The organism is Streptomyces sp. NPDC054796, from assembly GCF_053611545.1.
Genome location: NZ_JBSHAO010000005.1, coordinates 158,371 through 180,546 on the forward strand (window position 1 = coordinate 158,371; position 22,176 = coordinate 180,546).

Below are 22,176 nucleotides of genomic sequence, written 5' to 3' on the forward strand. Positions count from 1 at the left end.
GCCCGCCCGGCGGGCCACCGCGCCTCCCCGCGACTCCGGCCGCGTCCGGCCGCCCCGCCGCACGGTCACATTCCGCGACGGCCCGCCTCGGGCACCGCTCCGGCGTGCGCCCCCGCAAGCGCACGGGGCGACCGCGCACGGCGGGGCACCGTCGAACAGCGCGCTGACCAGGGGCTGAGGGGACCGCGGGCGGAGGTGTGCGCGGGCGGCGTCCTGTCGCGGGCGTGGGCGGCGGCGCCGCGTGGGAGGCGGAAGAACTTCGCAAACGGCCCTCCGGGTACCAGAGTTGCCGGAATCCGAGCGGTCGCGTGCGCGGCGTGCAACGCTGTGGCTACGCACATACGCGCGGAAGGGGAGCCGTCGATGAAGCGGGCCGAGCTAGCTGACCGGGCCGACAGCGAGGGCCCCGGCGCCTTCGGCAGCCGGGGCCCCGCTTCCCCAATTCCCCCCGAAGTGACCCGGAGCCCCGAGCTCTCAGGGTCAACCCCCCTCCCGGTAGCTGTCTCCCCTCGCCGCACTCGGCCAACCCTTGAGCAAGGTCACTCGAACGAGGGGTGTCCTCGCGGACGTCGATACGTTCGAATAGAAGTTCGATAGCGTGACGCAGCGGTCAGACGGAATGGGGGTGCCAAGACGCATGGTGCGACGGATCAATGTGACCGGAGCGGACGGGGTGAGGCTCGCAGCCTGGGAGTTCGCCGACCCGCCCAAGGGAGGCTCCGAACAGGAGGTCCTGCCCGACGCCGGTCCCGCGCAAGGCTCTCAGGCGCAGTCGCGGAAGCCACCCGGCGTGCTGTTGCTGCACGGGCTGATGGGCCGGGCCTCCCACTGGGCCGGCACGGCGCGCTGGCTCTCCGGGCGCTATCGGGCCATAGCACTCGATCAGCGCGGGCACGGCCGCAGCGACAAGCCCACCGAGGGGGCGTACGACAGGGAGTCCTTCGTCGCCGACGCCGAGGCCGCGATCGAGCAGTTGGGCCTCGCGCCCCTCGCCGTCATAGGCCACTCCATGGGCGCGCTCACCGCCTGGCAGCTCGCCGCCAAGCGGCCGGACCTCGTGCACGCCTTGGTCGTCTGCGACATGCGCGCCTCGGCGCTGGGGGAGCAGTCCCAGCGGGAGTGGGAGGAGTGGTTCAAGTCCTGGCCGGTCCCCTTCGCGACGCTCTCGGACGTCCGCAAGTGGTTCGGCGAGGAGGATCCGTCGCTGGAGCGCCCCAACCCGGCGCGCGGTGACTTCTTCGCCGAGGTCATGGCGGAGCGGGGCGACGGCTGGCGGCCGGTGTTCTCGCGGCGTCAGATGCTGACGGTCCGCGAGGGCTGGGTGAACGACGCGCACTGGGACGAGCTGGCCCAGGTGCGCTGCCCGACGCTCGTCGTGCGCGGTATCGACGGCGATCTGGGCCGCGCCGAGGCCCAGGAGATGGTGCGTGTCCTGCCCCGCGGGATATACGCGGAGGTGCCGGAGGCCGGGCATCTGATCCACTACGACCAGCCGGGGGACTGGCGCCGGGTCGTGGATCCGTTCCTCCAGGCCGCGCTGGCGACGAGTTCCTGATCGCCGCCGTGTCACGTGCGGGGCCCTCCCCCTGGGCCCCGTGCGCCGCGTTGTGCGCCCCCTACGCCGCATCCCTTCCGGCCATTTCGTCGCCCCCGCCCGCCTGACCCCGCCCGCCTGACCCCGTCCGCCTGACCCGTCCGGCCCTGCCCGCCGGGTCCCGCCCGGTCCGTCAGCCCTGGTGCCGGGACGCCGCCGCGTCGCGCCCGCACGCGTAGGCGAGGGGGGCGATCACTTCTTCCGCGTCGGGGAGCCAGCGGTTGGAGGCCGTGGGCTTGCGGGCCCACTGGACCGGGCCCCTGGTGCCCAGCCGGGACGGCGGGGCCGCGATCCAGTCGCCCTCGCCGCGCGCGGTCAGGTCCAGCGCGCCGGGGGCCCAGCCCAGCTTGCGTACGAGACCGGGGAGCTTGGCCGCGCCGCCGGGGAGGACGAAGAAGAGCATCCGTCCGTCGGGTGTGCAGGTGACGGGGCCGAGGGACAGCTCCATCCGCTCCATGCGCGCCAGCGCGAGGCAGCCGGCGGTCTCCGGCACGTCGACGGCGTCGAAGGTGCGTCCCGTCGGCAGCAGTACGGACGCGCGGGGTTCCTTCGTCCACAGGCGGCGGACGACGGTCGCGCTGCCCGTCGCGTCCCCGGACCAGCGCCGGTTGGCGGGGTGCGCGCCGGGGCGCGCGCAGTCGGTCTCTCCGCAGGTGCAGCGCGGCACGCCCTCGACGGTCTCCAGCCAGGTGCCGGGGAACACGTCCCAGTGCCGCTCCTCCGCGTAGCGCACCGCGTGGTCGAGCGGGGGTTCGCCGCGCTGCTGTGGGATGTGCGGGGTTGTCGTGACTCCTGATGTGACTCCAATGGTCTCTTCCACGCACATCCCAACTGCCCCTGTGAGCAAGGGTTACGGGGCCTTTCGAGGCTTCCCGTGGCATCCCGCGCACCCCGTCGCCGGGTCCCTCCGCGAGCGCTTCCCGATCCTTCCGCGAGCGCTTCCCGGGCGCTTCGCCACCGTCGCCCCGCCCGTCCCGTCACCCCGGCGCAAGGGGCGCGCGGCGGGCCTGCACGAGGGTGGCCAAGGCGGGCGGAGGGAGGGTCCGGGTACCACGTTGTACGTGCCCTGAGCTGCGTTTTCACAAGGGGTCGCTGACGGGGCTCGGAACGGCGCACGGATGCATGTGTGGGGGCGCGTGCACAGATGTACGTCCGTGCGCGGGTAGTCCCTCTCCGGTGCATTGCGCTGCGAAGTGCCGGAGTTCATGCGGAATTTCTGCATATGCGCTGGGCAGTGATCATCCAAAACCTTCACCAGAGGGGGATCACATGGCCGCCAGGCCGCTGGTCGCGAGGCAGCCCAACGAACGGCTGCAAGCACTCATCCAGGAGGCGAACTGCTCCAACGCCGGGCTGGCCCGTCGCGTCAACATGTGCGGCGCCGAGCACGGTCTCGACCTCCGTTACGACAAGACCTCGGTCGCCCGCTGGCTGCGGGGCCAGCAGCCGCGCGGGCGCGCGCCCGGCATCATCGCCGAGGCGCTGGGCCGCAAGCTGGGCCGGACGGTCACGATCGACGAGATCGGCATGGCCAACGGCAAGAACCTCGCCTCCGGCGTGGGCCTCCAGTTCGCCCCCACCGTGCTGGGCGCCGTCGAGCAGGTCTGTGAGCTGTGGCGCAGCGACGTGGGCCGACGCGACTTCCTCACCGGGTCGACCGTCGCCGCCTCCGCGCTCGTCGAGCCCAGCCGCGACTGGCTGATCACGGCGCCGGACGGCCAGGTAGCACGCAACGCGGGCGCGCGCGTGGGTGCTTCGGACGTGGAGGCGGTACGGGCGACGACCGACGCGCTCTCCCGGCTCGACCACCGCTTCGGCAGCGGGCACATCAGGCCCGTCGTCGTGCACTACCTCAACAGCGTGGTGTCCGGGCTCCTCGCTGGCTCGTACAAGGAGGCCATCGGGCGCGCGCTGTTCGCGGCCGTCGCGCGGCTCACCGAACTCGCGGGCTACATGGCCGTCGACACCGGGCAGCACGGCCTGGCGCAGCGCTACTACATCCAGGCGCTGCGCATGGCGCAGGCGGCGGGCGACCGCGCGTACGGCGGCTATGTGCTGGCCGCCAGCATGAGCCACCTGGCCGCCTCCTTCGGGAACCCGCGCGAGATCGCCCAGTTGGCGCGTGCGGCGCAGGAGGGGGCGCGTGGGCAGGTCACGCCGCGCGCCGAGGCGATGTTCTACGCGGCGGAGGCGCGCGGGCACGCGCTGATGGGCGACGCGCGGGCGTGCCAGCACCTGTCGGGCCAGGCTCAGTCGGCGATGGAACGGGCCGAGGGCGAGGAGGACTCGGGCGACGACCCGGTGTGGATCGCGCACTTCGACCGCGCCTACCTCGCCGACGAACTCGCGCACTGCCACCGCGACCTGAACCAGCCTCAGGGCGCCTCCGCACGCGCCGAGGAGGCCCTCGCGGGGCACCCGGAGGGTCGGGCGAGGCGGCGGGCCATCGGGCTGTTCCTGCTCGCCAGCGCGCAGGTGCAGCAGCGTGACATTGAGCACGCTTGCCATACCGGAGCAAAGGCCACAGAACTCCTCGCGGGGCTGCGCTCGGACCGTGGCGTCGAGTATCTGGACGACTTCCGCCAGCGGTTGCTGCCGTACGCGGACGAACCGGTCGTCCGCGAGTTCTCGGCGCGACTGGACCTGGCGGCGGTGGCGTAACGGGCTGGTTCACGGCAAATCCGCACTATGTGAGGGGAAAGGTTGCTGTCCCCCGATCAGGGGCGTGGTCGACCATCCTGGCGACCCGGTAGCGTGAGCCGACGATTCCGAAAGCCAGGTTGATCGAGGAGTCCCGGTGACAGCGCAGAGCGGACGTGGACAGGGCGACGAGCCCCTCTACGAGGGAGTCGTGCTGCCCGCGAACGGTGACCCGTGGACTCCCGAGCAGCAGCGGCAGGTCGCCCAGTCCACCGCGCAGCCCCTCGCGGGCCAGCCGTGGGGCCAGCCCTGGGGCCCCGAGTCCAGCGCCGCCACGCAGCAGCCTCCGGCCGAGTCGTACGGGACGGCTGGTACGGCTGGTACGGCCGGGACGGACGGCGGCGGTTACGCGGCGGGGCAGGGCGCTTACGGCTCCGACGCGTATCAGGCGGCCGACCCGTACCGGACCGAGGGCCACGGCGGCCGGCCGGGGTACGACGCCTGGTCAGGACACGCGGCCCCGCCGGCGCCGTACGGACAGCCCGACCAGCAGGGGCAGTACGACCAGCAGGGGCAGCACGGGCCGTACGCGCCGTACGCCGCACCGGCCCCGCCCCCGATGCCGCCGCCCATGCCTCCGACGGCACCGCCGCAGCCCGCGCGGCAGCCGATGCCCGGGACGTCGCAGGGCGGCCAGGAAGCGGGCGGCACGTACGGGGGGCAGCCGCTGCCTCCCATGGGCCCGCCCGCGCAGCAGTCCGCACCGCCCTCGCAGGGCACCGGCACCTACGGCCAGGGCACCTACGGCGCGGGCCCGCTGCCCCCGCACGGCGCCCAGAACGGGCAGGGCGACCACGGCCCCGCGGAGGGCCAGGGGACCTACGGCGCCCCGGTGCCGTACAACCCGCCGCCCTCGGCGCCCCCGCCCCCGGCCGCAGCACCGATGCCGCCCGCCGAGGCGCCCGTACCGCCGGAGGAGAGCACGCAGTTGCTGCCGCCGCAGCCCGCGGGCGCGCCGGACGCCGGACGGCAGCCGCTGCCGGAGAGCGCGGGCGGTCCGGAGAGCGATGCCGAGGCGACGCAACTGATCCCGCCCTTCCAGGACGAAGCGGCGCGGCAGCCCGGCCCCCTGCCCGGCGAGTGGCCGGACGCGGCGCGCTCGGACTCCGAGGCGACCCAGTACATAGCCCCCATCAACGACGGGCCCGGCTACGGGGAGCAGTACGGCGGTCCGCCGCCGGAGAGCGACTCCGAGGCCACGCAGATGATCCCGCCGCAGACGGCGGGCGCCCCCGAGGCGGCGACGACGCTGCGCTCCCCGCTCCCGCCGGAGTCCGGCGGCACAGGCGGCACCGGCGGCGGCCAGGCGCGGTCCGCCGCGGCGCAGGCGGGACCGCCGCCCGCCTCGGCCCCGTACGGCGCCCGTCCCGGCGCTCCCGGTGCCCCTGGTGAGCAGCGGAAGCGGTCCGAAAGACAGCCGCCCGCCGGGTTCGAGAACCTCTTCAGGGCCGATCCGACGGACGACCCCGCCAACGACCCCGGCTCCACGCAGAGCCTGCCCCTGTTCGACCACGTCGCCGATCAGCAGAGCCAGGCTGCCGCAGGGCCGCAGGGCCGCGCCGCACGGCGCACCGCCGGCCACGGCGCGGGCGCCCACGGCAGCCACGCCGGTCACGGCAGCCATGGCGGACACGGTGGTCATGGCGGTCGCGGCGCGGGCCACGGTGGCAGCGGACGCGGTGGCGGCAGCCGTATGTCGCCCGCCGTGCTGATCGGTGTCGGCATCGGCGCCGTCGCCGTGGTCGGCCTGGTGGCGGGCGCCGTCATCAGCGGCGGCGGCGACGAGGACGAGGGCGCCGCGGGCAGGCCGGCCAAGGCTCCGGCGGCCGAGAAGTCCTCGGCCGCGCCCGACCCCGCCGAGGGCCAGGCCAAGCAGCTCGACAAGCTGCTCCAGGACAGCAACAACAGCCGCTCGACGGTGATCCGCTCCGTCGAGAACATCAAGTCCTGCCAGAAGCTGGGCAAGTCGGCCGACGATCTGCGTTCCGCGGCCGAGCAGCGCAACAGCCTGGTGACCCGGCTCAACGAGCTGACGATCGACGAGGTCCCGGACAACGCGGACCTCAAGACCTCGCTCACCCAGGCGTGGAAGTCCTCGGCCTCGGCCGACAGCCACTACGCCGCCTGGGCGGACCAGGTCGCGAAGAAGGGCAAGAAAGCCTGCCCCAAGGGCAAGGCGCGCACCACCGGGCACACCGCGGCGGGCAACACCGAGAGCGGCAAGGCGACGACGGCCAAGAAGAAGGCCGCGGGCCTGTGGAACCCGACGGCGAAGAAGTACGGCCTGCACGAGCGCCAGTTCGGCCAGCTCTAGCCGGTCGGCACTTGTGGCATCCGCCGCCGTGGCCCGCTCGCAGGCCGGCCTGCCGACCCCCGTCGGCTAGCCCTCGTGCTCGCCCTCCAGCGTGCGCTCCACGTCGACGAAGCCCTCGCGCACCGCGACCAGCTCGCCCTCGCGCACCCGCTGGTAGGTGACCATCGCGTTGACGATGCGGGGGAAGTCGCGGGCCGCGAGCATGTTCTCGTAGCTCCAGCTCAGCTTCGGTGTCAGGCCGCCCGTCGTGACCGGCGTGCCCGTGTCCAGGGCGCGCCGCACGGACTTGGCCGTGACCCCGCCGTCGATCGACTCCAGTACGTGGTGCAGCACGGTGTAGGCGATCCACGTCGTCTGGACGCCGGGGTCCGTGACGTCGATCCGGTTGTCGCCGAACGCGTGCTCGCGCACCACCTTCTTCATCGGGTCCCAGCGCTCGTCGCTCGCCACCGGGTACCAGCCCGTCGCGTACGCGCCCTCCAACGGGCTGTCGCTTCCGCCCGAGCGGTTCACCAGCGACTGCCGCAGGCTGCCCAGCACCGACGCGGTGCGCACCTGGGGGTTGTCCTCCTGGAGCCGCCGGAAGGAGTCGAAGAAGGTGTCGGTACGGCCGCCCAGCACCGCCGTGACGCAGGCGCCCTTCGCCTTGCCGCCGTACTTGGCGTAGCCGTAGCGCTCGCTGTCGGCGCCCGCCGCGGTCAGTGCCTGCTGGGCCTGCTTGGTGTAGTCCGAGGCCGCCTCGGGGGCGCGGATGTCGGTGGCCTTCCCGGCGTCGGCGTCGCCGTCCGCGAGGCCGTCGTTGAGGAGCGCGGGGAGCTGGTCGCCCGCGATGGTGTCGGGGCGCACGAGCGAGACGCGCTCGCAGTCCCCCGCCGCGAGCTGGCGGCCGTTGCCCGCGATGAGGGCGGGCAGGCCGCCGTTGACGGGGTACGAGAGCGGGCTCGTGAACTCCTCGTCCGCGACGCCGTAACCGCCGATGTACGGGATGCCCGCGCCCTCCAGGGAGGACATGAACGAGCGCCCGTGCTGGCTGTACGAGCCGACGACCGCGACCGCGTCCTTCTTCGCCGCGCGGGCCGCGCAGCGTGCAGCGCGCACCGTGTCGTTGTGGTCGTTGCAGGTGAGGACCTTGAGGGGGTGGCCGTTGATGCCGCCCTTGGAGTTGACCCAGCGCGCGTACGCCTGCGCCATCGCGGGCATGCCCGGCATGTTCGTCGCGCCCGTGTTCTCCGGTGCCCAGGTCATCACCGTGATCGGGTCGTCGGCGCTGGCCTCGGCCGTGCCGGGCAGTACGCCGCAGCCGCTCACGGTCAGGCCCAGCAGGGTGGCGCCCGCTGCCGTGGCGGCGACCATGGTCTTGCCGCCGCGGCGTGGAAGGAGAGTGCGAGGACGATGACGGGTGCGGCGCCGTGCGGTCATGGGACCGTACGATTCCGCTCCGCACGGAATTCGGGAGTGATGTCCACTCAACGTGAGGTGGCCGTGAGGTGAACAGCGGGGGCCGTGCGAAGAGGGGCATCGGGGAACGTATGGTCGATGACCATGCAGCAAGGTTCTGTGAAGTCTTCCCGTCGCGGCCGTCGGTCCACCACCATGGGCGACATGCCTGTCAACGACATGCCCTGGTGGCGCTGGCGCTCCAACGTACGGTCCGCGCTGCACATGCTCTCCGACCTCACCTTCCAGCAGGACTGCTGGGCGGCGGGCCGGCAAGGCTACGGCGATGTGACGGACGCCGTCTACCGACTCGTCGAGGACACCTGGCTGGACAACTGGTCGGCCGAGAAGTACGTCGGAACGATCTTCCGTGACTCGCAGGAGGCCGCGCTGGTCGACACCGCGGTACTCCGCGTGCTGCGGATCATGCACCAGGTGGGGGCCGACGCGCCCGTCGCCTCCTACATGGAGCACCACGGCTGGCCCGAGGCGGTACGGGCCGCGCGCGACGCGCACGTACGCCTGGCCACCAACGACGGCGAGGACCCCGACGAGCCGCCCCGCTCCCTCGACGTGCTGGCGATCATGCTGCGCCAGGTCTGACGGGCACGGTCCGACGGGCGGGCGCGGCGCCGCGTGCGGTGCGGGGTGTGCCAACCTTGTCCCATGAGCCAGTCGCACCCCGCCCCCGACCCTGACCAGGCACCCCGCGAGAACGTGCGCGCCCGCGGCGGTCAGCGCCCCGAGCAGTACGTCCTCACCCTCTCCTGCCCGGACAAACAGGGCATCGTGCACGCCGTGTCCAGCTACCTCTTCATGACCGGCTGCAACATCGAGGACAGCCAGCAGTTCGGGGACCACGACACCGGGCTCTTCTTCATGCGCGTCCACTTCTCGGCGGACGCGCCCGTGTCGGTCGAGAAGCTGCGCGCGAGTTTCGCCGCCGTCGGGGACTCGTTCCAGATGGACTGGCAGATCCACCGGGCCGAGGACCGGATGCGGGTCGTGCTGATGGTGAGCAAGTTCGGGCACTGCCTGAACGACCTGCTCTTCCGCTCCCGCATCGGCGCACTCCCCGTCGACATCGCCGCCGTGGTCTCCAACCACACCGACTTCGCCGAGCTGGTCGCCTCGTACGACATTCCCTTCCACCACATCCCGGTGACCCGGGACACGAAGGACGAGGCGGAGGCCAGGCTGCTGCGGCTGGTCGAGGAGGAGAACGTCGAGCTCGTCGTGCTCGCGCGCTACATGCAGGTGCTCTCGGACAACCTCTGCAAGCAGCTCTCGGGCCGCATCATCAACATCCACCACTCCTTCCTGCCGAGCTTCAAGGGCGCCAAGCCCTACCACCAGGCGCACGCGCGTGGCGTCAAGCTCATCGGTGCCACGGCGCACTATGTGACGGCCGACCTGGACGAGGGGCCGATCATCGAGCAGGAAGTGGAGCGGGTCGGTCACGAGGTCACGCCGGAGCAGCTTGTTGCCGTGGGGCGTGACGTGGAGTGTCAGGCGCTGGCCCGCGCGGTGAAGTGGCACAGCGAACACCGCGTCCTCTTGAACGGTCACCGCACGGTCGTCTTCGCGTAGACCCCCTCCCTTCGTCGGTGGTGTTGCGCGGGACGGTCGGCCCGTGCGGTGCGCACTGTAGGGTCCCGCGCTGATTTTTGTGCCGCGTCACGGGGGCGCGGGGCGCTGCGCTGGGCGGTTCGCCGTTTTCGGGTGCGGCTGTGTGGCTTCGGCGCGGCGTGTGGTTGCGGTGCGGTGCGGCTTGCGCCGCGTGGTTCTTGGTTTGTGTCGGTGGCCGTGTGGGGTACGTGTTCTTGGGTGTCCGGTGCCGCGGTGGGGTGTCTCCTCGGCGTGAAGGTCTCGTGTTCGGCTTTCCGCCGTCGTTCGTCTCGACCTGCGGGGACACCCCACCACGTCCCCGTCCCGCCGGTGGCCCACTGCCGCTCCGGGTCGGCTGGGGCCGACTCCATGGCGTGCGGCGGCACAAATTCAGCGCGGGACCTACGGTCCCCACTCCACGGGCCGACCGTCCCGCGCAACTCCCCCTGTCGGGGGTGCGCAGCCCGGGGGTGCCCCTTTGGGGTTTCGTTCGCGTGCTGCGGCCCGGTGGCACGGGTTGTGCCCACCCGTCCCGCCCAGCGAAACGATTGCCCTCAACAGGGGTGGCGAGCCGCCGCCGTCGGCTTCCCGTGACGGGGGTGTGCCCGCACCGTCAGGCGCAGGCCCACAGCATGGCAACAACCGAAGTGGCCACCGGCTGGAGGTTGGCCACCGGGTGGGAGGGGACGTGGTGGGGTGTCCCCGCAGGTCGAGAAAGTCACCGGCCGAAAGCCGAACACGAGACCTTCACGCCGAGGAGACACCCCACCACGGCGCCGACCCCCACCACACAGCAACCCCACATCCACGACCCGAGCCAAGAATCACGCGGCGCCAGCCGCATCGCACCGCAACCACACGCCGCGCCGAAGCCACCCACCCGCACCCGGAACACAACGCACCGCCCAGCGCAGCGCCCCGCGCCCCCGTGACGCGGCACAAAAATCAGCGCGGGACCCTACGGCACCCACCACACCGGCCGACCGTCCCGCGCAACACCCCCGGCGAACCAGGTCGGGAACGGGAACCCCAACAACACCCGCACCCGAAAATGGCGAACCCCCTAGAGGCGGGAGAGGGAGGCGGCGGCGAAGAGGACGTCGCGGATGGCCTCGCGGTCACCGTCCTGTCCGGCCGCCGCGTCCTGGGGCGGCACGTGGCCCGCCGCGAGCTGGCAGAACTCCATGCGGTCCAGCGCCACGTGCGCCACCTCCTCCGCTCTGGAGGGAACCGCTCCGGGTGAGTCCAGCGGGATGTACCAGTGGCCGCCGCCGCTGCCCTCGACCTCCAGGTGCAGCGTGCGTCCCGGCGCACCTGCCGCGCCCAGCCGGCGGGGCGGGGCCGCGAGCCCCGCGCGGCGGCGTCCCGCGATGGTGACGGGCAACTGGCGGGCCGCCAGGTCCACCATCCGGTTCAGATGCTCGCCCGAGGGCAGCTCGTACGGGTAGTCGACGGCGTCCGCGATGTCCCCGGCGTGCACCCAGCACTCGAAGGCGCGGTCCAGGAACGCGTCGCGCAGGGGCAGCGCGAAGTCGCCGTAGGAGACCTCGATACCGGCCGAGGCGGCCCCAGCGAAGGAGACCGTGCGCAGCAGGGTGTGGCCCTGTTCGCGCCAGGGCTCACGGATCGCGGGGGAGCGCAGCTCCGCTGGGGCCGCGCGCCAGTACGCCTCCGTGCGCGTCAGCGGACTCGTGCCCGCGCTGTCCTGCACGGCCAGCTCGGCGAGCGGGTCGGTCAGGCCGAGCGCCGCCGAGACGAGCCCGTCCACGGCGCGCAGATGCCCGATCACCCCGGCGACGGTGGTCTCGCGGGTCGCCTCCTCCCGGCCGTCGAACCAGCGCAGCAGCACCGGGGCCCGCCACTCCTCCTCGGCCATGTCGCGCAGCAGCGCGTCGAGCCGCGCGGTCTCGGCATCGTACGGAGCGGCCCACTCCGGGAGCGGGATACGGGCCGGACGCCGCCCGAGGCAGCCCTCCAGGACGCGCGAGCGCAGCATCGGGTCGAGGTCCAGGCTGTCCTCGGGGTGCAGCAGACCGACCGCGTCCCGCAGCCGCAGCGCCTCCTCTGCGCAGGTGGCGCAGTCGGTCAGATGGGCCTCGATCGCGGCCGTCTCCTCGGCCGAGCAGGCGGCCAGTGCCCAGGCGCCGAGCAGCGACTTCAGGACCCGGTGATCGTAGGCGGGCGGCTCCGGGGGCCCGGGCGGCTCGGGAGGCCCGGGGGTCTCGCGCTGCCCGGGAGCCTCCGGTGCGTCCTCCGTACCGTCACGCACGGCGTCCCCCGCGTCCTCGGTGGCCCCGCGCTGCTCCGGCACCTCTTCGCGCCGGGCCGCACCGGACGGCGGGCGCGGCCCGGGGGAGGGCGAGGCGGAGGGGGAGGGCGGCGGGGCGGGTGCGTCGTCGGCTGCGGTCCGGGGCGGCGGTATACGGGGCGGCTGGGCCGCACCGCTCCCGGGGCCCTGGCCGGGCCCGCCCTCGCCGGGGCTGCCGTCGGAGGGGACGCCGCCCCGGCCGCCGGGCCCGCCGGGGCCTTCCCGGTCGCCCGGTCCGCCCTGGCCGTGCGGGGCGTTCATTCCGGCCGTCCGAGACCACGCGGCTGGGCGGGCAGGGGCCGGGTGCGCGCTGAGGAGAGCAGCTGGAGGCCCAGGCGCAGCCTGCGCCGCGCCTCGTCCTCGGTGACGCCCAGTTGCCTGGCGGTCTGGCGGTAGTCGCGGCGCTGGAAGTAGGCCAGCTCCAGTGCCGCGCGCAGGGATGCGGGCATGGAGGTGACGATGTAGTCGGCGCGGGCCGCCGTTGACGCGGCGCGCACCTTCTCCTCGATCTGCTCGAAGCGCTCGGGGGAGCGCGGCCCGAGGTCCCGGTGCCGCTGACGCAGCCGGGCCGCGGCCTGGCGCTGGGTGACTCCGGCGATCCAGGAGCGCAGCGGTCCCTCCTTCGGGTCGTACGCGTCCGGGTGCTCCCAGACGTGGGCGAAGACCTCGCGCGTGGTCTGGTCGGCCGCCTCCTCGTCGTCGAGGACCCGGTGCGCGAGGCTGTGGACGAGCGAGGCGAACCTGTCGTACAGCTCGCCCAGCGCGGCGGCCTCACCCCGCGCGAGGCGCTGCTGCATCTTCCGGTCCCAGCGCGGTGGTGTGTCATTCGCCATGTGGCTCCCCAGCCCGTACGTACCGCCCTCGTCACGCGCTTCAACACCTCGAATGTAGTGCGAGGGGCAGACAACGCACGCCCCTTTGCGGCAATGTGCGCCCCGGAGCGACTGCTGACCGTACTGATCACGTCACCTTCCGCTCGCCCTCACCCGCCGCCCCGAAACGATCACTCTCGAATTCCGCCAGGAGTTATGCGGGTGTGACTGGAACTATGGGGAGGAACAGAAGGTCCAGGGCATAGGGTCTTGGCCAGGGGCCAGTTTTGACTGCGACCGGCAGGGCAGCCGAGTCGAGGAAGGATCACTTCCGGTACGCGATCACGGCGCGCCACGTCGAGAAGGAGCGCACCAGGCCGAGAAGGGGCGCACCACGCCGATCGAAGGGGATGCGAGACCTGTGTCGTTGAAGGTGTTGGAGGAGGAGCGGGGGGAGTGGGCCGTCCTCCGGGTCTCCGGCGAGATGGATCTGGTCACGTCCCCCGCGGTACGGCAGCACGTGCACGACGCGGTGGCCGACGGACGGCGAAGTCTGGTCCTGGACCTCTCCGACGTGCTCTTCTGCGACTCCAGCGGTGTGGGTGTCCTGATCGCGTCGCGTCGGCTGATGCGCTCTTGCGCGGGGAGCCTCCGGCTGATCCTGCCCGCGCAGGGTGCCGTGGACGGATCGCATGTGAACCGCGTGCTGGCGGCGCTCGGTGTCCGCCGCCTCTTCGACTGCTACCCGGACCTGGACGCGGCCACGGGGCGCGGCGCCACGGCAGGCCCGCTCTCCGCCTGAGCCCTTCCGGCGTTCCGGCGCCTCGACGCTCCCCGGGCCCGCCCCGGCCCGCCTCACCCGAACCGCTCGCGCAGCTTGTACTTCAGCACCTTCCGCAGCGCGTCGTTGCGCGGCAGCGCGTCCACCGTCTCCCACTGCTCCGGCAGCTTGTGCACCGAAAGACCCGCGTCCCGCAGATACGCGGTGGCCTCCTCCAGTGTCAGTGCCCCGGCCCCCTCGGCCCGCTCCACCACGGCACACACCCGCTCCCCGCGCTCCTTGTCGGGCAGCCCGATCACCGCGACGTCGCCGACGGCGGGGTGCTCGTAGAGCAGCTGCTCGATCTCCTTGGCCGAGATGTTCTCTCCCTTGCGGATGATGATGTCCTTCGTGCGCCCGGTCAGCACCAGATAGCCGTCCGGTGTGAGGTGCCCCAGGTCGCCGGTGATGAGGAAGCCGTCCGCGTCGAACGCCTCCGCCGTCTGCTCCGGGTCCAGATAGCCCTGGCACACGGCCTCGCCGCGCAGCCGTACCTCCCCGTCCGTGCCTGCCGGCAGCGGCTTGCCGTCGGCGTCGGTGATCCGTATCTCCATGGCCTCGGGCGGCCTGCCCTCGGTGGTGGCGAGGTTCTCCGGGGTGTCGTCGGGGGCGCCCATGGTGATCATGGGGGCCTCGGTCATCCCGTAGCCGTGGGTGAGCTGGCAGCCCAGCTCCTGGACGACCTCGTGGTACAGCTCCGCCGGTTTCGCCGCGCCGCCGCCCGCGAGCAGCCGCAGCGACGGGATCAGCCTGGTGCCGGGCCGCTTGCGCTGCTCGGCCAGGAACATCGCGTAGAAGGCGGTGGAGCCGCCTGCCGTGGTCACGCCGTTGCGGCGGTACGCGTCCAGCGCGTCGGGCAGCGCGAACTTCTCGAAGAGGACGGCGGGAAACCCGTAGAGCAGCAGCATCACCAGATAGTCGGGGCCGCCGATGTGCGCGTACGGGAAGGCGATCGAGCCGACGTCGTCCGGGCGCAGCCGCAGCGCGTGGGCCAGGCAGGAGCCGCCCGCGATGAGGCTGCGGTCGGTGTGCCGCACGCCGCGCGGGTCCGAGGTGGTGCCGGAGGTCCAGTAGATCCAGCGCACCGCCGTGCCGTCGGACGGGGGCGGCGGGAGGGTGGCGGGATCCCCGTCGGGGAGCGCGTCGTGGACGGCCAGCAGTTGTACGGGTTCCCCGCCAGTCCCCTCCGTCCCCTCCTTCCCCTCCGCCTCTTCCGGTTCCTCCGGTTCCGGGGCGACGCGACGGGCCATCGCCCCGTAGTCGAAGTCCCTCCAGTGGCCCGGGTGGACGAAGTACCGGGCCCGGGTCGCACGCAGCGCGAGGCCGACCTCGCGGTCGCGGTAGAAGGGGATGACCGGGGTCTGTACGGCGCCGAGGCGTGCGAGGGCGAGGGAGAGGACCACGGTCTCGATGCGGGTGGGGAGCTGCCAGGCGACGGTGTCCCCTGGGCGCACGCCCAGCGCGTACAGTCCGGCCGCCGTGCGCTCGGCGCGCGTGCGCAGCTCGCCGAAGCTGATGCGGCGGTCCGACGGGGCCTCGGTGCCGGTTCCCGCGCCCCCATTGCCGTCCCCGTCCCCGGCTCCGTCCCCGGCCTGGATCAGTACCGGCGCTTCCGGGCTGAGCGCGGCCCTGCGCGCGAGCAGTTCCCACAGGGTGCGCGAGGCGTCCAGTGCGTCCGGTGCGTCCGCGGTGCCGGTCATGCGCCCTCCCCTGTCGGGCCCGCTCGGGACCCGGAGTGACGTTAACTGACGTTCCGTCAGATCGTGCGGGAAGCGTAAGCCTCCACGCCTTGTCGGTCCAGAGGTCGCGGGGCTAGCCTCTTTCTGACGGGTCATCAGATACGGGCGAGGGGATATCCCGTGACGGAGCTACCGCGCATCATCAGCGTCGACGACCATGTGATCGAGCCCGCGCACCTCTTCGAGACCTGGCTGCCGCGCAAGTACCGTGACCGCGGCCCCCAGCCGCTCACCGCGGGCATCGGCGAGCTGGAGTACACGGGCGGCAAGTACCGGATCACGATGGACCCGGACGGTCCTCCGGCCGACTGGTGGATCTACGAGGACCTGAAGTTCCCGTACAAGCGCAACATCGCCGCCGTCGGCTTCGACCGCGACGACATGACCCTGGAGGGCATCACCCGCGCCGAGATGCGCCGCGGCTGCTGGGACCCCGTGGAGCGGCTGAGGGACATGGACCTCAACCATGTCGAGGCGTCGCTGTGCTTCCCGACCTTCCCGCGCTTCTGCGGGCAGACCTTCGCCGAGGCGCACGACAAGGAGGTCGCGCTCGCCTGCGTGCGCGCGTACAACGACTGGATGGTGGAGGAGTGGTGCGGCGGCAGCGGCGGGCGGCTCATCCCGCTGTGCATCATCCCCTTGTGGGACATCGGACTGGCCGTCGCCGAGATCAGGCGGAACGCGGCACGCGGCGTGCGCGCCGTCACCTTCAGCGAGATCCCCACCCACCTCGGGCTGCCCAGCATCCACAGCGGCTACTGGGACCCCTTCTTCGCCGTCTGCGAGGAGACCGGAACCGTCGTCAACATGCACATCGGCTCGTCCTCGCAGATGCCCGCCGCCTCCCCCGACGCGCCGCCCGCCGTCCAGGCGTCGCTGTCCTTCAACAACGCGATGGCGTCGATGATGGACTTCCTCTTCTCGGGCGTGCTGGTGAGGTTTCCCCGGCTCAAGCTCGCTTACAGCGAGGGCCAGATGGGCTGGATTCCGTACGCCCTGGAGCGCGCCGACGACGTGTGGGAGGAGCACAGGGCGTGGGGCGGGGTGCGGGACCTGATCCCCGAGCCGCCCTCCACGTACTACTACCGGCAGATCTTCTGCTGCTTCTTCCGCGACAAACACGGCGTCGCCTCCCTCGACACCGTCGGGCGCGACAACGCCACCTTCGAGACCGACTACCCGCACGTCGACTCGACCTTTCCGCACACCAAGGAGGTCGCCCTCGACCATGTGAAGGGCCTCGATGACGAGACGGTGCACAAGCTGATGCGGGGCAACGCCATCCGCATGCTGGGGCTGGACCTCGTATGAGCCGTGTGCGCGTACGCGGGGGCGCCCGATGGACCTGACGTCCACCGAGGAGGAAGAGGACTTCAGACGGCGGCTGCGCGCCTGGCTGGGCGAGGTGCTGCCCGAGCTGCCCGCCAAGCCGGACCCCCTGGACTGGCCGGGGCGGCGCGCCTACGACCTCGGCTGGCAGCGCATGCTCCACGACGCCGGGTACGCGGGGCTGCACTGGCCCAGGGACGCGGGCGGCCAGGGTGCCACCCCGGCGCAGCATCTGATCTTCCTGGAGGAGACCGAGCTGGCGGGCGCGCCCTACGTAGGCGCCAACTTCGTCGGACTGCTGCACGCGGGCCCCACCATCGCGGCCGAGGGCACACCGGAGCAGCGCCGCCGCTGGCTGCCGCCGGTACTGCGCGGCGAAGAGGTCTGGTGCCAGGGCTTCAGCGAGCCCGAGGCGGGCTCCGACCTGGCCTCGCTGCGCACTCGCGCGCTCCGGGACGGCGACGACTACGTCGTGACCGGCGCCAAGATCTGGACCTCGCACGCGGAGGTCGCCGACTGGTGCGAACTCCTCGTGCGCACCGACCCCGAAGCGCCCCCGCACCGCGGCATCAGCTGGCTGGCGATGCCCATGGACGCACCCGGCATCACCGTACGGCCGCTGCGCACGCTCGCCGGGTCCGCCGAGTTCGCCGAGGTCTTCCTCGACGAGGTGCGCGTCCCCGTGAGCAACAGGGTCGGCGCGGAGAACGACGGCTGGCGCGTCACCATGGTGACCCTCTCCTTCGAGCGCGGCACGGCCTTCGTGGGCGAGGTCGTCGCCTGCCGGCGCGTGCTGCGCCGGGTCGCGCGCGCCGCGAAGGCGAACGGGACGTGGGACGACCCGGTGCTGCGGCGGCGCCTGGGGCGGCTGCACGCCGAGTTCACGGCGCTGTGGCGGCTGACCCAGTGGAACGTCAGCGAGGCGGGGCACGCGCTGGCGCGGGGCGGGAGCGGGGTGCCGGGGGTGGGCGCCTCGGTGTTCAAGCTGCGCTACTCGCACGCCCGGCAGGAGCTGTACGACGCGGCGGCCGCTGTGCTGGGCCCCGGTGCCCTCGACGCCGACGAGGAGTGGACCGCCGACCGCCTGTCCTCACTCTCGTACACCATCGCCGCCGGAACCTCCCAGATCCAGCGGAACATCGTCGCCGAGCGCGTCCTCGGCCTCCCGAAGGGACGGTGACGGCGTGGACTTCCGGCTCACCGAGGAGCAGCGGGCGCTGCGCCAGGGCATGCGCGATCTACTGGAGCGCCGTTTTTCCCCTGACGCGCTGCGGGCTGCGGGGCGGGCCACAGCGACCCCGGATGGACAAGAAGGGGGAGGCGGGGCAAAACGGGCAGCCGGTTTCGGGCTCGACCGCGTGCTGTGGCGGGAACTGGGCGCGGCCGGGTTCTTCGGGCTGCGGCTGCCCGAGTCGGCGGGCGGGGTCGGCCTGGGCATGCCCGAGGCCGTCCTCCTCTTCGAGGAGGCGGGACGCGCGCTGCTGCCCGGCCCCCTCGTCGCCACGCACCTGACCGCGAGCGGGGGCGACGGGTGCGACGGGGGAGCGGCGACGGGCGCGGCGAAGGGGGTGGCGGCGGCTGCGGCGAGGGGTGAGGCCGTGGTCACGGCCGTGGACGGCGGCCTCGTGGAGTGGCTGGACGAGGCCGACACCGTGCTCGGCGACGCGTCCGGGGCCACGCCGCTGCGCTCCGTCGACCCGCTGACGCCGCTGCACCGGGTCCCCGCCCCCGAGGCCCCCGAGACCCCCGAGACCCCCGAGGCCGCCGCTCCCGGCCTTCCCGTGCGGGAGGCCGCGCTGCTCACCGCGGCGCTCCAGCTCGGCAGCGCCTCGCGCACCGTCGCCATGGCGGTGGACCACGCGCGGACGCGGCACCAGTTCGGGCAGCCTGTTGGCGCCTTTCAGGCGGTCAAACACCTGTGCGCGGAGATGCTGGTGCGCGCCGAGACCGCGCGCGCCGCCGTCTACGCCGCCGCGGTGACGGGTGAGGCGGCCGAGACGGCGGGGGCGAAGCTGCTCGCGGACGAGGCGGCCGTGCGCAACGCGCGGGACTGCCTCCAGGTGCACGGCGGCATGGGCTTCACCTGGGAGTCCGAGGTCCACCTCCACCTCAAGCGGGCGTGGCTGCGGTCCTGGCAGTGGCAGGACGCGGCGGCGGCAGAGGAGGAACTGGCGGGTGCGCTCTGAGTAACCACTGGGGCGCTAAGTGACGCTTAGTGGTTTGATGCGCAATTTAGATGCGTAATGCGGGATTGCGTGATTACGCTGCGTCGATATCGGGCTGTGTCCTCGATGTGATCGAAGACGAGCGGGGGATGTCATTCCGCTCCGGTACCCTCCCTGGGGTGCGAGCGGTTCCTGGGCGCGGCAAAAGCGAAACGAGTGCATGATGCGGTGTCGTTCGACTGCACCTGGGCAGGGTCGCACAGTATGCAGTACGTCTACTCCTTTGCGCCGGAATATGCCTGAAGCGCTTGTTGCAGTGACTATGCGTCAACCATGCTGTTCTCTGCCGGGGTCACGTTCTGTGACGACGAGGAGACAAGAGGCGATGTGTCCGCCGATTCGGATGGTGTGAGCGGTGCAGGTGCTTCAGGTGCAGTTGGAAATCGGATCCGACCCGATGGAGGTCGGCCGCGCCCGCAGGTGGGCCAGATCCAGGCTCGCGGGGTGCGGTATCGACGCGGACGAGCCGCTGGCGGAGACCCTGATCCTCCTGATCTCGGAACTGGTGACCAATGCGGTCGTGCACACGGGCGCTCCCGCCGTGCTGCGCATGCTGCTGCCGGTACGCCCCGTTCCGCGGGAGTCGGGGGCCGTGCGCGTCGAGGTCGCGGACGTGAGCAGCCGCCCGCCGCGCCAGCGGCAGGCCGACGGTGACGACACCAACGGCCGCGGCCTTGAGCTGGTCTCGGGCCTCGCCGACAGGTGGGGCTGGGAGCGCGAGGAGGGCGGCAAGAACATCTGGTGCGAGCTGGACTGCGACCGGCCGGGCGAACCGGACTGCGCCGAGCCGGGCGGAGTCGGCGCGGGAACCGGTTCCGGGGCCGGTTCCGGAGTCGGGGCCGGTGCCGGTGCGGCGGCCGGTTCCGGTGTCGGGGACGCCGCTCCGGACGCGTTCGCGATGGGTGTGTACGGAAGGGTGTGGGCTCGGACAGTCGGGGCATAACCCTCAAAGTCCAGACCAGGTGTTGACGTCTCGTATCTGGTTGATCACCCTTGGATGGAGCGATTCGTCGCGAGGGGACGCCGAGGGCCGTGTGCTTCCTCGGCGAGTGCGGGTCGTGTTCCGGCGCCGGCCTCCGTTGGAGGCAGGGCCCGAGCGCCGGAGCCGGGTGGCGGTCCGCCGTGCCGTGCTCGGGGTGCGCATGGGCGCACCGCCACCCGACCGGCCTTCCCCTTCGCGGGGTTCTTTACGGGGTCGTCGCGGCCACCGCAGCCGCCGTAGCCGTCGCGGCCACCGTGGCCGTCACAGCACCGCCACCGGTGCCACTGGCGTGCCCGTGCCGCCCACGAACGGCTCCGGGTCCGCCGCCAGCAGGAACGCGTAGCGGCCCTCCTCGGCGCACGCCTCGGACAGCTCCTCCAGGTTCCAGTTCTGGCCCTGGAGCATGCCCATCTCCACCAGGTCGAGGGCGTGGACGGGCAGCCAGAGGTTCTCGATCTCCGGCGGGAAGATCTCGAAGGTGAGCGTGTCGTTCGCGACGGCCGCCACGTCGCGTGCGTGGAACCACTCGGGGGTGCGGACCGACAGGCCCGGTGACGGGAACGCGTACGCCTGCTTGTCGCCCGCCAGATACCGCCGCATCTGGCCCGTGCGGACGAGCACGATGTCCCCAGCCCGTACGCGTGTCCCCGCCAGCTCCTCCGCAGCGGCCAGATCGTCGGGCGTCACCGCGTGGCCGCCCGCCAGTACCTCCTCGCCCCGCGCCCTGGCCACGTCCAGCAGCACCCCGCGCGAGACGATGCCGCGCGACTTGTCGATGCCGCTGAAGGCGGCGCCGCCATGTGCGGTGATCGTGTCGGCGGGGCGGCCGTTGTAGATCCGGCCCGAGTGGGATACGTGGGTGAGGGCGTCCCAGTGGGTGGCCGCCTGGAGGCCCATGGTGACGGCGTCGTCGCTGGTGGCGACGGTGCCGGGGCCGAACATCTCGTGGTTGAGCGCGACCATCGTGTGCAGCGGGTTGACCCGCCCCGGGATCATGCCCGTCTGCACACCGTCCTGCTGGAGCGGGAGTGCGAGCGGGACGCGGCGGCCCGTGCGGACCGTCGTCGCGGCGTCGCGCACGACCGCGTCGGTGATCAGGTTCAGTGTGCCGCGCTCGTCGTCGTCACCCCACCGTCCCCAGTTGTTGACGCGCTTGGCGATGTCGTGGAACTCCGGCGGCAGGGTCATCCTGGCCTCCCTCGGGGCGGGTGTGGGCGGGTTCGGGTACGGGTCTTGTGTTCCGTGGGCGCGTGCTCAAAAATCTAACGGTCCGTCAGAAACCGCGGGAAGGGGCGCGACGTGGGGAACTTCTTGGCAGGCAAGGTGGTCGCCGTCACCGGAGCCGGGCGCGGCATCGGGCGGGCCGTGGCGCTGGCCTGTGCCCGCGAGGGCGCGAAGGTCGTCGTCAACGACTACGGCGTCTCCATCGAGGGCGGCGAGCCACGGAGCGAGATCGCCGACGAGGTCGTCAAGGAGATCACAGCGGCGGGCGGCGAGGCGGTCGCGGTCGCCGACGACGTCTCGACGATGGAGGGCGGCCAGCGGATCGTCGACACGGCCCTAGCGGAGTACGGGCGGGTCGACGGGGTCGTCTGCGTGGCCGGGATCCTGCGCGAGCGCATGCTCTTCAACATGGGCGAGGAGGAGTGGGACCCCGTCGTCGCCACCCACCTCAAGGGCACGTTCACCGTCTTCCGCGCCGCGAGCGCGGTCATGCGCAAGCAGAAGTCCGGCACGCTCATCGGCTTCACCAGCGGCAACCACCAGGGCTCCGTCTCGCAGGCCAACTACGCCTCGGCGAAGGGCGGCATCATCTCGCTGGTCCGGAGCGCGGCGCTCGGCCTCAACAAGTACGGGGTGACCGCCAACTGCGTCGCGCCCGTGGCCCGTACGCGGATGTCGGCCAACGTGCCCATGGAGCTGAAGGAGATCGGCGAACCGGAGGACGTCGCGGCGCTCGTCGTCTACCTGCTCAGCGACCGGGCCCGCGAGGAGGACATCACGGGCCAGGTCTACACCGTCGCGGGGCCCAAGATCGCGGTCTGGGCGCAGCCGAGGGAGCTGCGCGCGGCGTACGCGACGGGAGCGGAGGCGGGAGCGGGAGCGGATGCCGGTGGTGGCGGCGGCGCTGCGCGCGCCGTGTGGACGCCGGAGCTGATCGCGGACGTGCTGCCCGCCACGGTGGGCCAGGACCCGATGCCCCTGCTCGGGCAACTGCGCGCCATGGCCGAGGCGGCGGCCAAGAAGGAGCGGCCCAACGCGTGACGGTCGCGGCGCGTGACGTGAGGGACGACAGGGTGAAGGACCG

Annotated in this window: 17 protein-coding genes; 11 read left to right on the plus strand and 6 right to left on the minus strand. The window is 72.5% G+C overall.

All coding sequences use genetic code 11. The annotated features are described in order from the left end of the window. The first annotated feature begins 637 nt into the window (after positions 1-637). The gene (locus tag ACWGJ2_RS06395; protein WP_453344816.1) at positions 638-1,555 is read left to right on the plus strand and encodes an alpha/beta fold hydrolase; all 918 of its coding nucleotides are present in this window, start codon (positions 638-640) and stop codon (positions 1,553-1,555) included. A 172-nt stretch (positions 1,556-1,727) separates the two neighbouring features. On the opposite strand, the gene ACWGJ2_RS06400 is transcribed toward ACWGJ2_RS06395, so the two are convergent. Then, positions 1,728-2,414: a bifunctional DNA primase/polymerase gene (locus ACWGJ2_RS06400; protein ID WP_453344817.1), complete on the minus strand. Its 687-nt coding sequence runs from the start codon at positions 2,412-2,414 to the stop codon at positions 1,728-1,730. Positions 2,415-2,863: 449 nt separating this feature from the next. Here ACWGJ2_RS06400 and ACWGJ2_RS06405 point away from each other — a divergent pair, with 449 nt between their 5' ends. Next, positions 2,864-4,255, plus strand: coding sequence for a transcriptional regulator (locus tag ACWGJ2_RS06405; protein WP_453344818.1), 1,392 nt, complete (start codon positions 2,864-2,866; stop codon positions 4,253-4,255). A gap of 136 nt (positions 4,256-4,391) precedes the next feature. Then, positions 4,392-6,608 carry a hypothetical protein gene (locus ACWGJ2_RS06410; protein WP_453344819.1) on the plus strand — a complete coding sequence of 739 codons (2,217 nt, stop codon included), beginning with the start codon at positions 4,392-4,394 and terminating at the stop codon, positions 6,606-6,608. A gap of 66 nt (positions 6,609-6,674) precedes the next feature. On the opposite strand, the gene ACWGJ2_RS06415 is transcribed toward ACWGJ2_RS06410, so the two are convergent. Beyond that, positions 6,675-8,027, minus strand: coding sequence for an ABC transporter substrate-binding protein (locus tag ACWGJ2_RS06415; RefSeq protein ID WP_453344820.1), 1,353 nt, complete (start codon positions 8,025-8,027; stop codon positions 6,675-6,677). A 174-nt stretch (positions 8,028-8,201) separates the two neighbouring features. Here ACWGJ2_RS06415 and ACWGJ2_RS06420 point away from each other — a divergent pair, with 174 nt between their 5' ends. Continuing rightward, entirely contained in the window at positions 8,202-8,648 is a 447-nt protein-coding gene (locus ACWGJ2_RS06420) for an SCO4402 family protein (RefSeq protein ID WP_453344821.1), read from the plus strand. 63 nt (positions 8,649-8,711) lie between these two features. Continuing rightward, positions 8,712-9,635 carry a formyltetrahydrofolate deformylase gene (gene purU, locus ACWGJ2_RS06425; protein WP_453344822.1) on the plus strand — a complete coding sequence of 308 codons (924 nt, stop codon included), beginning with the start codon at positions 8,712-8,714 and terminating at the stop codon, positions 9,633-9,635. Positions 9,636-10,716: 1,081 nt separating this feature from the next. Here the strand turns inward: purU and ACWGJ2_RS06430 are convergent. Then, on the minus strand, positions 10,717-12,222 hold the full coding sequence (locus ACWGJ2_RS06430; protein ID WP_453344823.1) for a zf-HC2 domain-containing protein: 1,506 nt from the start codon (positions 12,220-12,222) through the stop codon (positions 10,717-10,719). Further along, complete coding sequence (locus ACWGJ2_RS06435) at positions 12,219-12,794, minus strand: sigma-70 family RNA polymerase sigma factor (protein ID WP_453344824.1); 576 nt, start codon at positions 12,792-12,794, stop codon at positions 12,219-12,221. The genes ACWGJ2_RS06430 and ACWGJ2_RS06435 overlap by 4 nt, the downstream gene beginning before the upstream one ends. A gap of 400 nt (positions 12,795-13,194) precedes the next feature. Between ACWGJ2_RS06435 and ACWGJ2_RS06440 the strand changes: the two genes are divergently transcribed. Next, a complete protein-coding gene (locus ACWGJ2_RS06440; RefSeq protein ID WP_453344825.1) occupies positions 13,195-13,575 on the plus strand; it encodes an STAS domain-containing protein in 381 nt (126 codons plus the stop codon). 53 nt (positions 13,576-13,628) lie between these two features. Here the strand turns inward: ACWGJ2_RS06440 and ACWGJ2_RS06445 are convergent, their stop codons facing one another. After that, positions 13,629-15,293 carry a class I adenylate-forming enzyme family protein gene (locus ACWGJ2_RS06445; RefSeq protein ID WP_453344826.1) on the minus strand — a complete coding sequence of 555 codons (1,665 nt, stop codon included), beginning with the start codon at positions 15,291-15,293 and terminating at the stop codon, positions 13,629-13,631. Between the two features lie 159 nt (positions 15,294-15,452). Here ACWGJ2_RS06445 and ACWGJ2_RS06450 point away from each other — a divergent pair, with 159 nt between their 5' ends. The 4 genes from ACWGJ2_RS06450 (at position 15,453) to ACWGJ2_RS06465 (ending at position 19,829) form a co-directional block, all read left to right on the plus strand. Beyond that, complete coding sequence (locus tag ACWGJ2_RS06450; protein ID WP_453344827.1) at positions 15,453-16,643, plus strand: amidohydrolase family protein; 1,191 nt, start codon at positions 15,453-15,455, stop codon at positions 16,641-16,643. A gap of 28 nt (positions 16,644-16,671) precedes the next feature. Continuing rightward, positions 16,672-17,841 (plus strand): acyl-CoA dehydrogenase, encoded by a 1,170-nt coding sequence (locus tag ACWGJ2_RS06455; RefSeq protein ID WP_453344828.1) that lies wholly within the window; start codon positions 16,672-16,674, stop codon positions 17,839-17,841. Between the two features lie 4 nt (positions 17,842-17,845). Next, positions 17,846-18,847, plus strand: a complete 1,002-nt coding sequence (locus tag ACWGJ2_RS06460) for an acyl-CoA dehydrogenase family protein (RefSeq protein ID WP_453344829.1) — start codon at positions 17,846-17,848, stop codon at positions 18,845-18,847. A 394-nt stretch (positions 18,848-19,241) separates the two neighbouring features. Beyond that, positions 19,242-19,829: an ATP-binding protein gene (locus ACWGJ2_RS06465; protein WP_453344830.1), complete on the plus strand. Its 588-nt coding sequence runs from the start codon at positions 19,242-19,244 to the stop codon at positions 19,827-19,829. 300 nt (positions 19,830-20,129) lie between these two features. Here the strand turns inward: ACWGJ2_RS06465 and ACWGJ2_RS06470 are convergent, their stop codons facing one another. Further along, complete coding sequence (locus tag ACWGJ2_RS06470; RefSeq protein WP_453344831.1) at positions 20,130-21,056, minus strand: cyclase family protein; 927 nt, start codon at positions 21,054-21,056, stop codon at positions 20,130-20,132. A 111-nt stretch (positions 21,057-21,167) separates the two neighbouring features. Here ACWGJ2_RS06470 and ACWGJ2_RS06475 point away from each other — a divergent pair, with 111 nt between their 5' ends. After that, positions 21,168-22,133 (plus strand): SDR family NAD(P)-dependent oxidoreductase, encoded by a 966-nt coding sequence (locus tag ACWGJ2_RS06475; RefSeq protein ID WP_453344832.1) that lies wholly within the window; start codon positions 21,168-21,170, stop codon positions 22,131-22,133. Positions 22,134-22,176 lie beyond the last annotated feature (43 nt).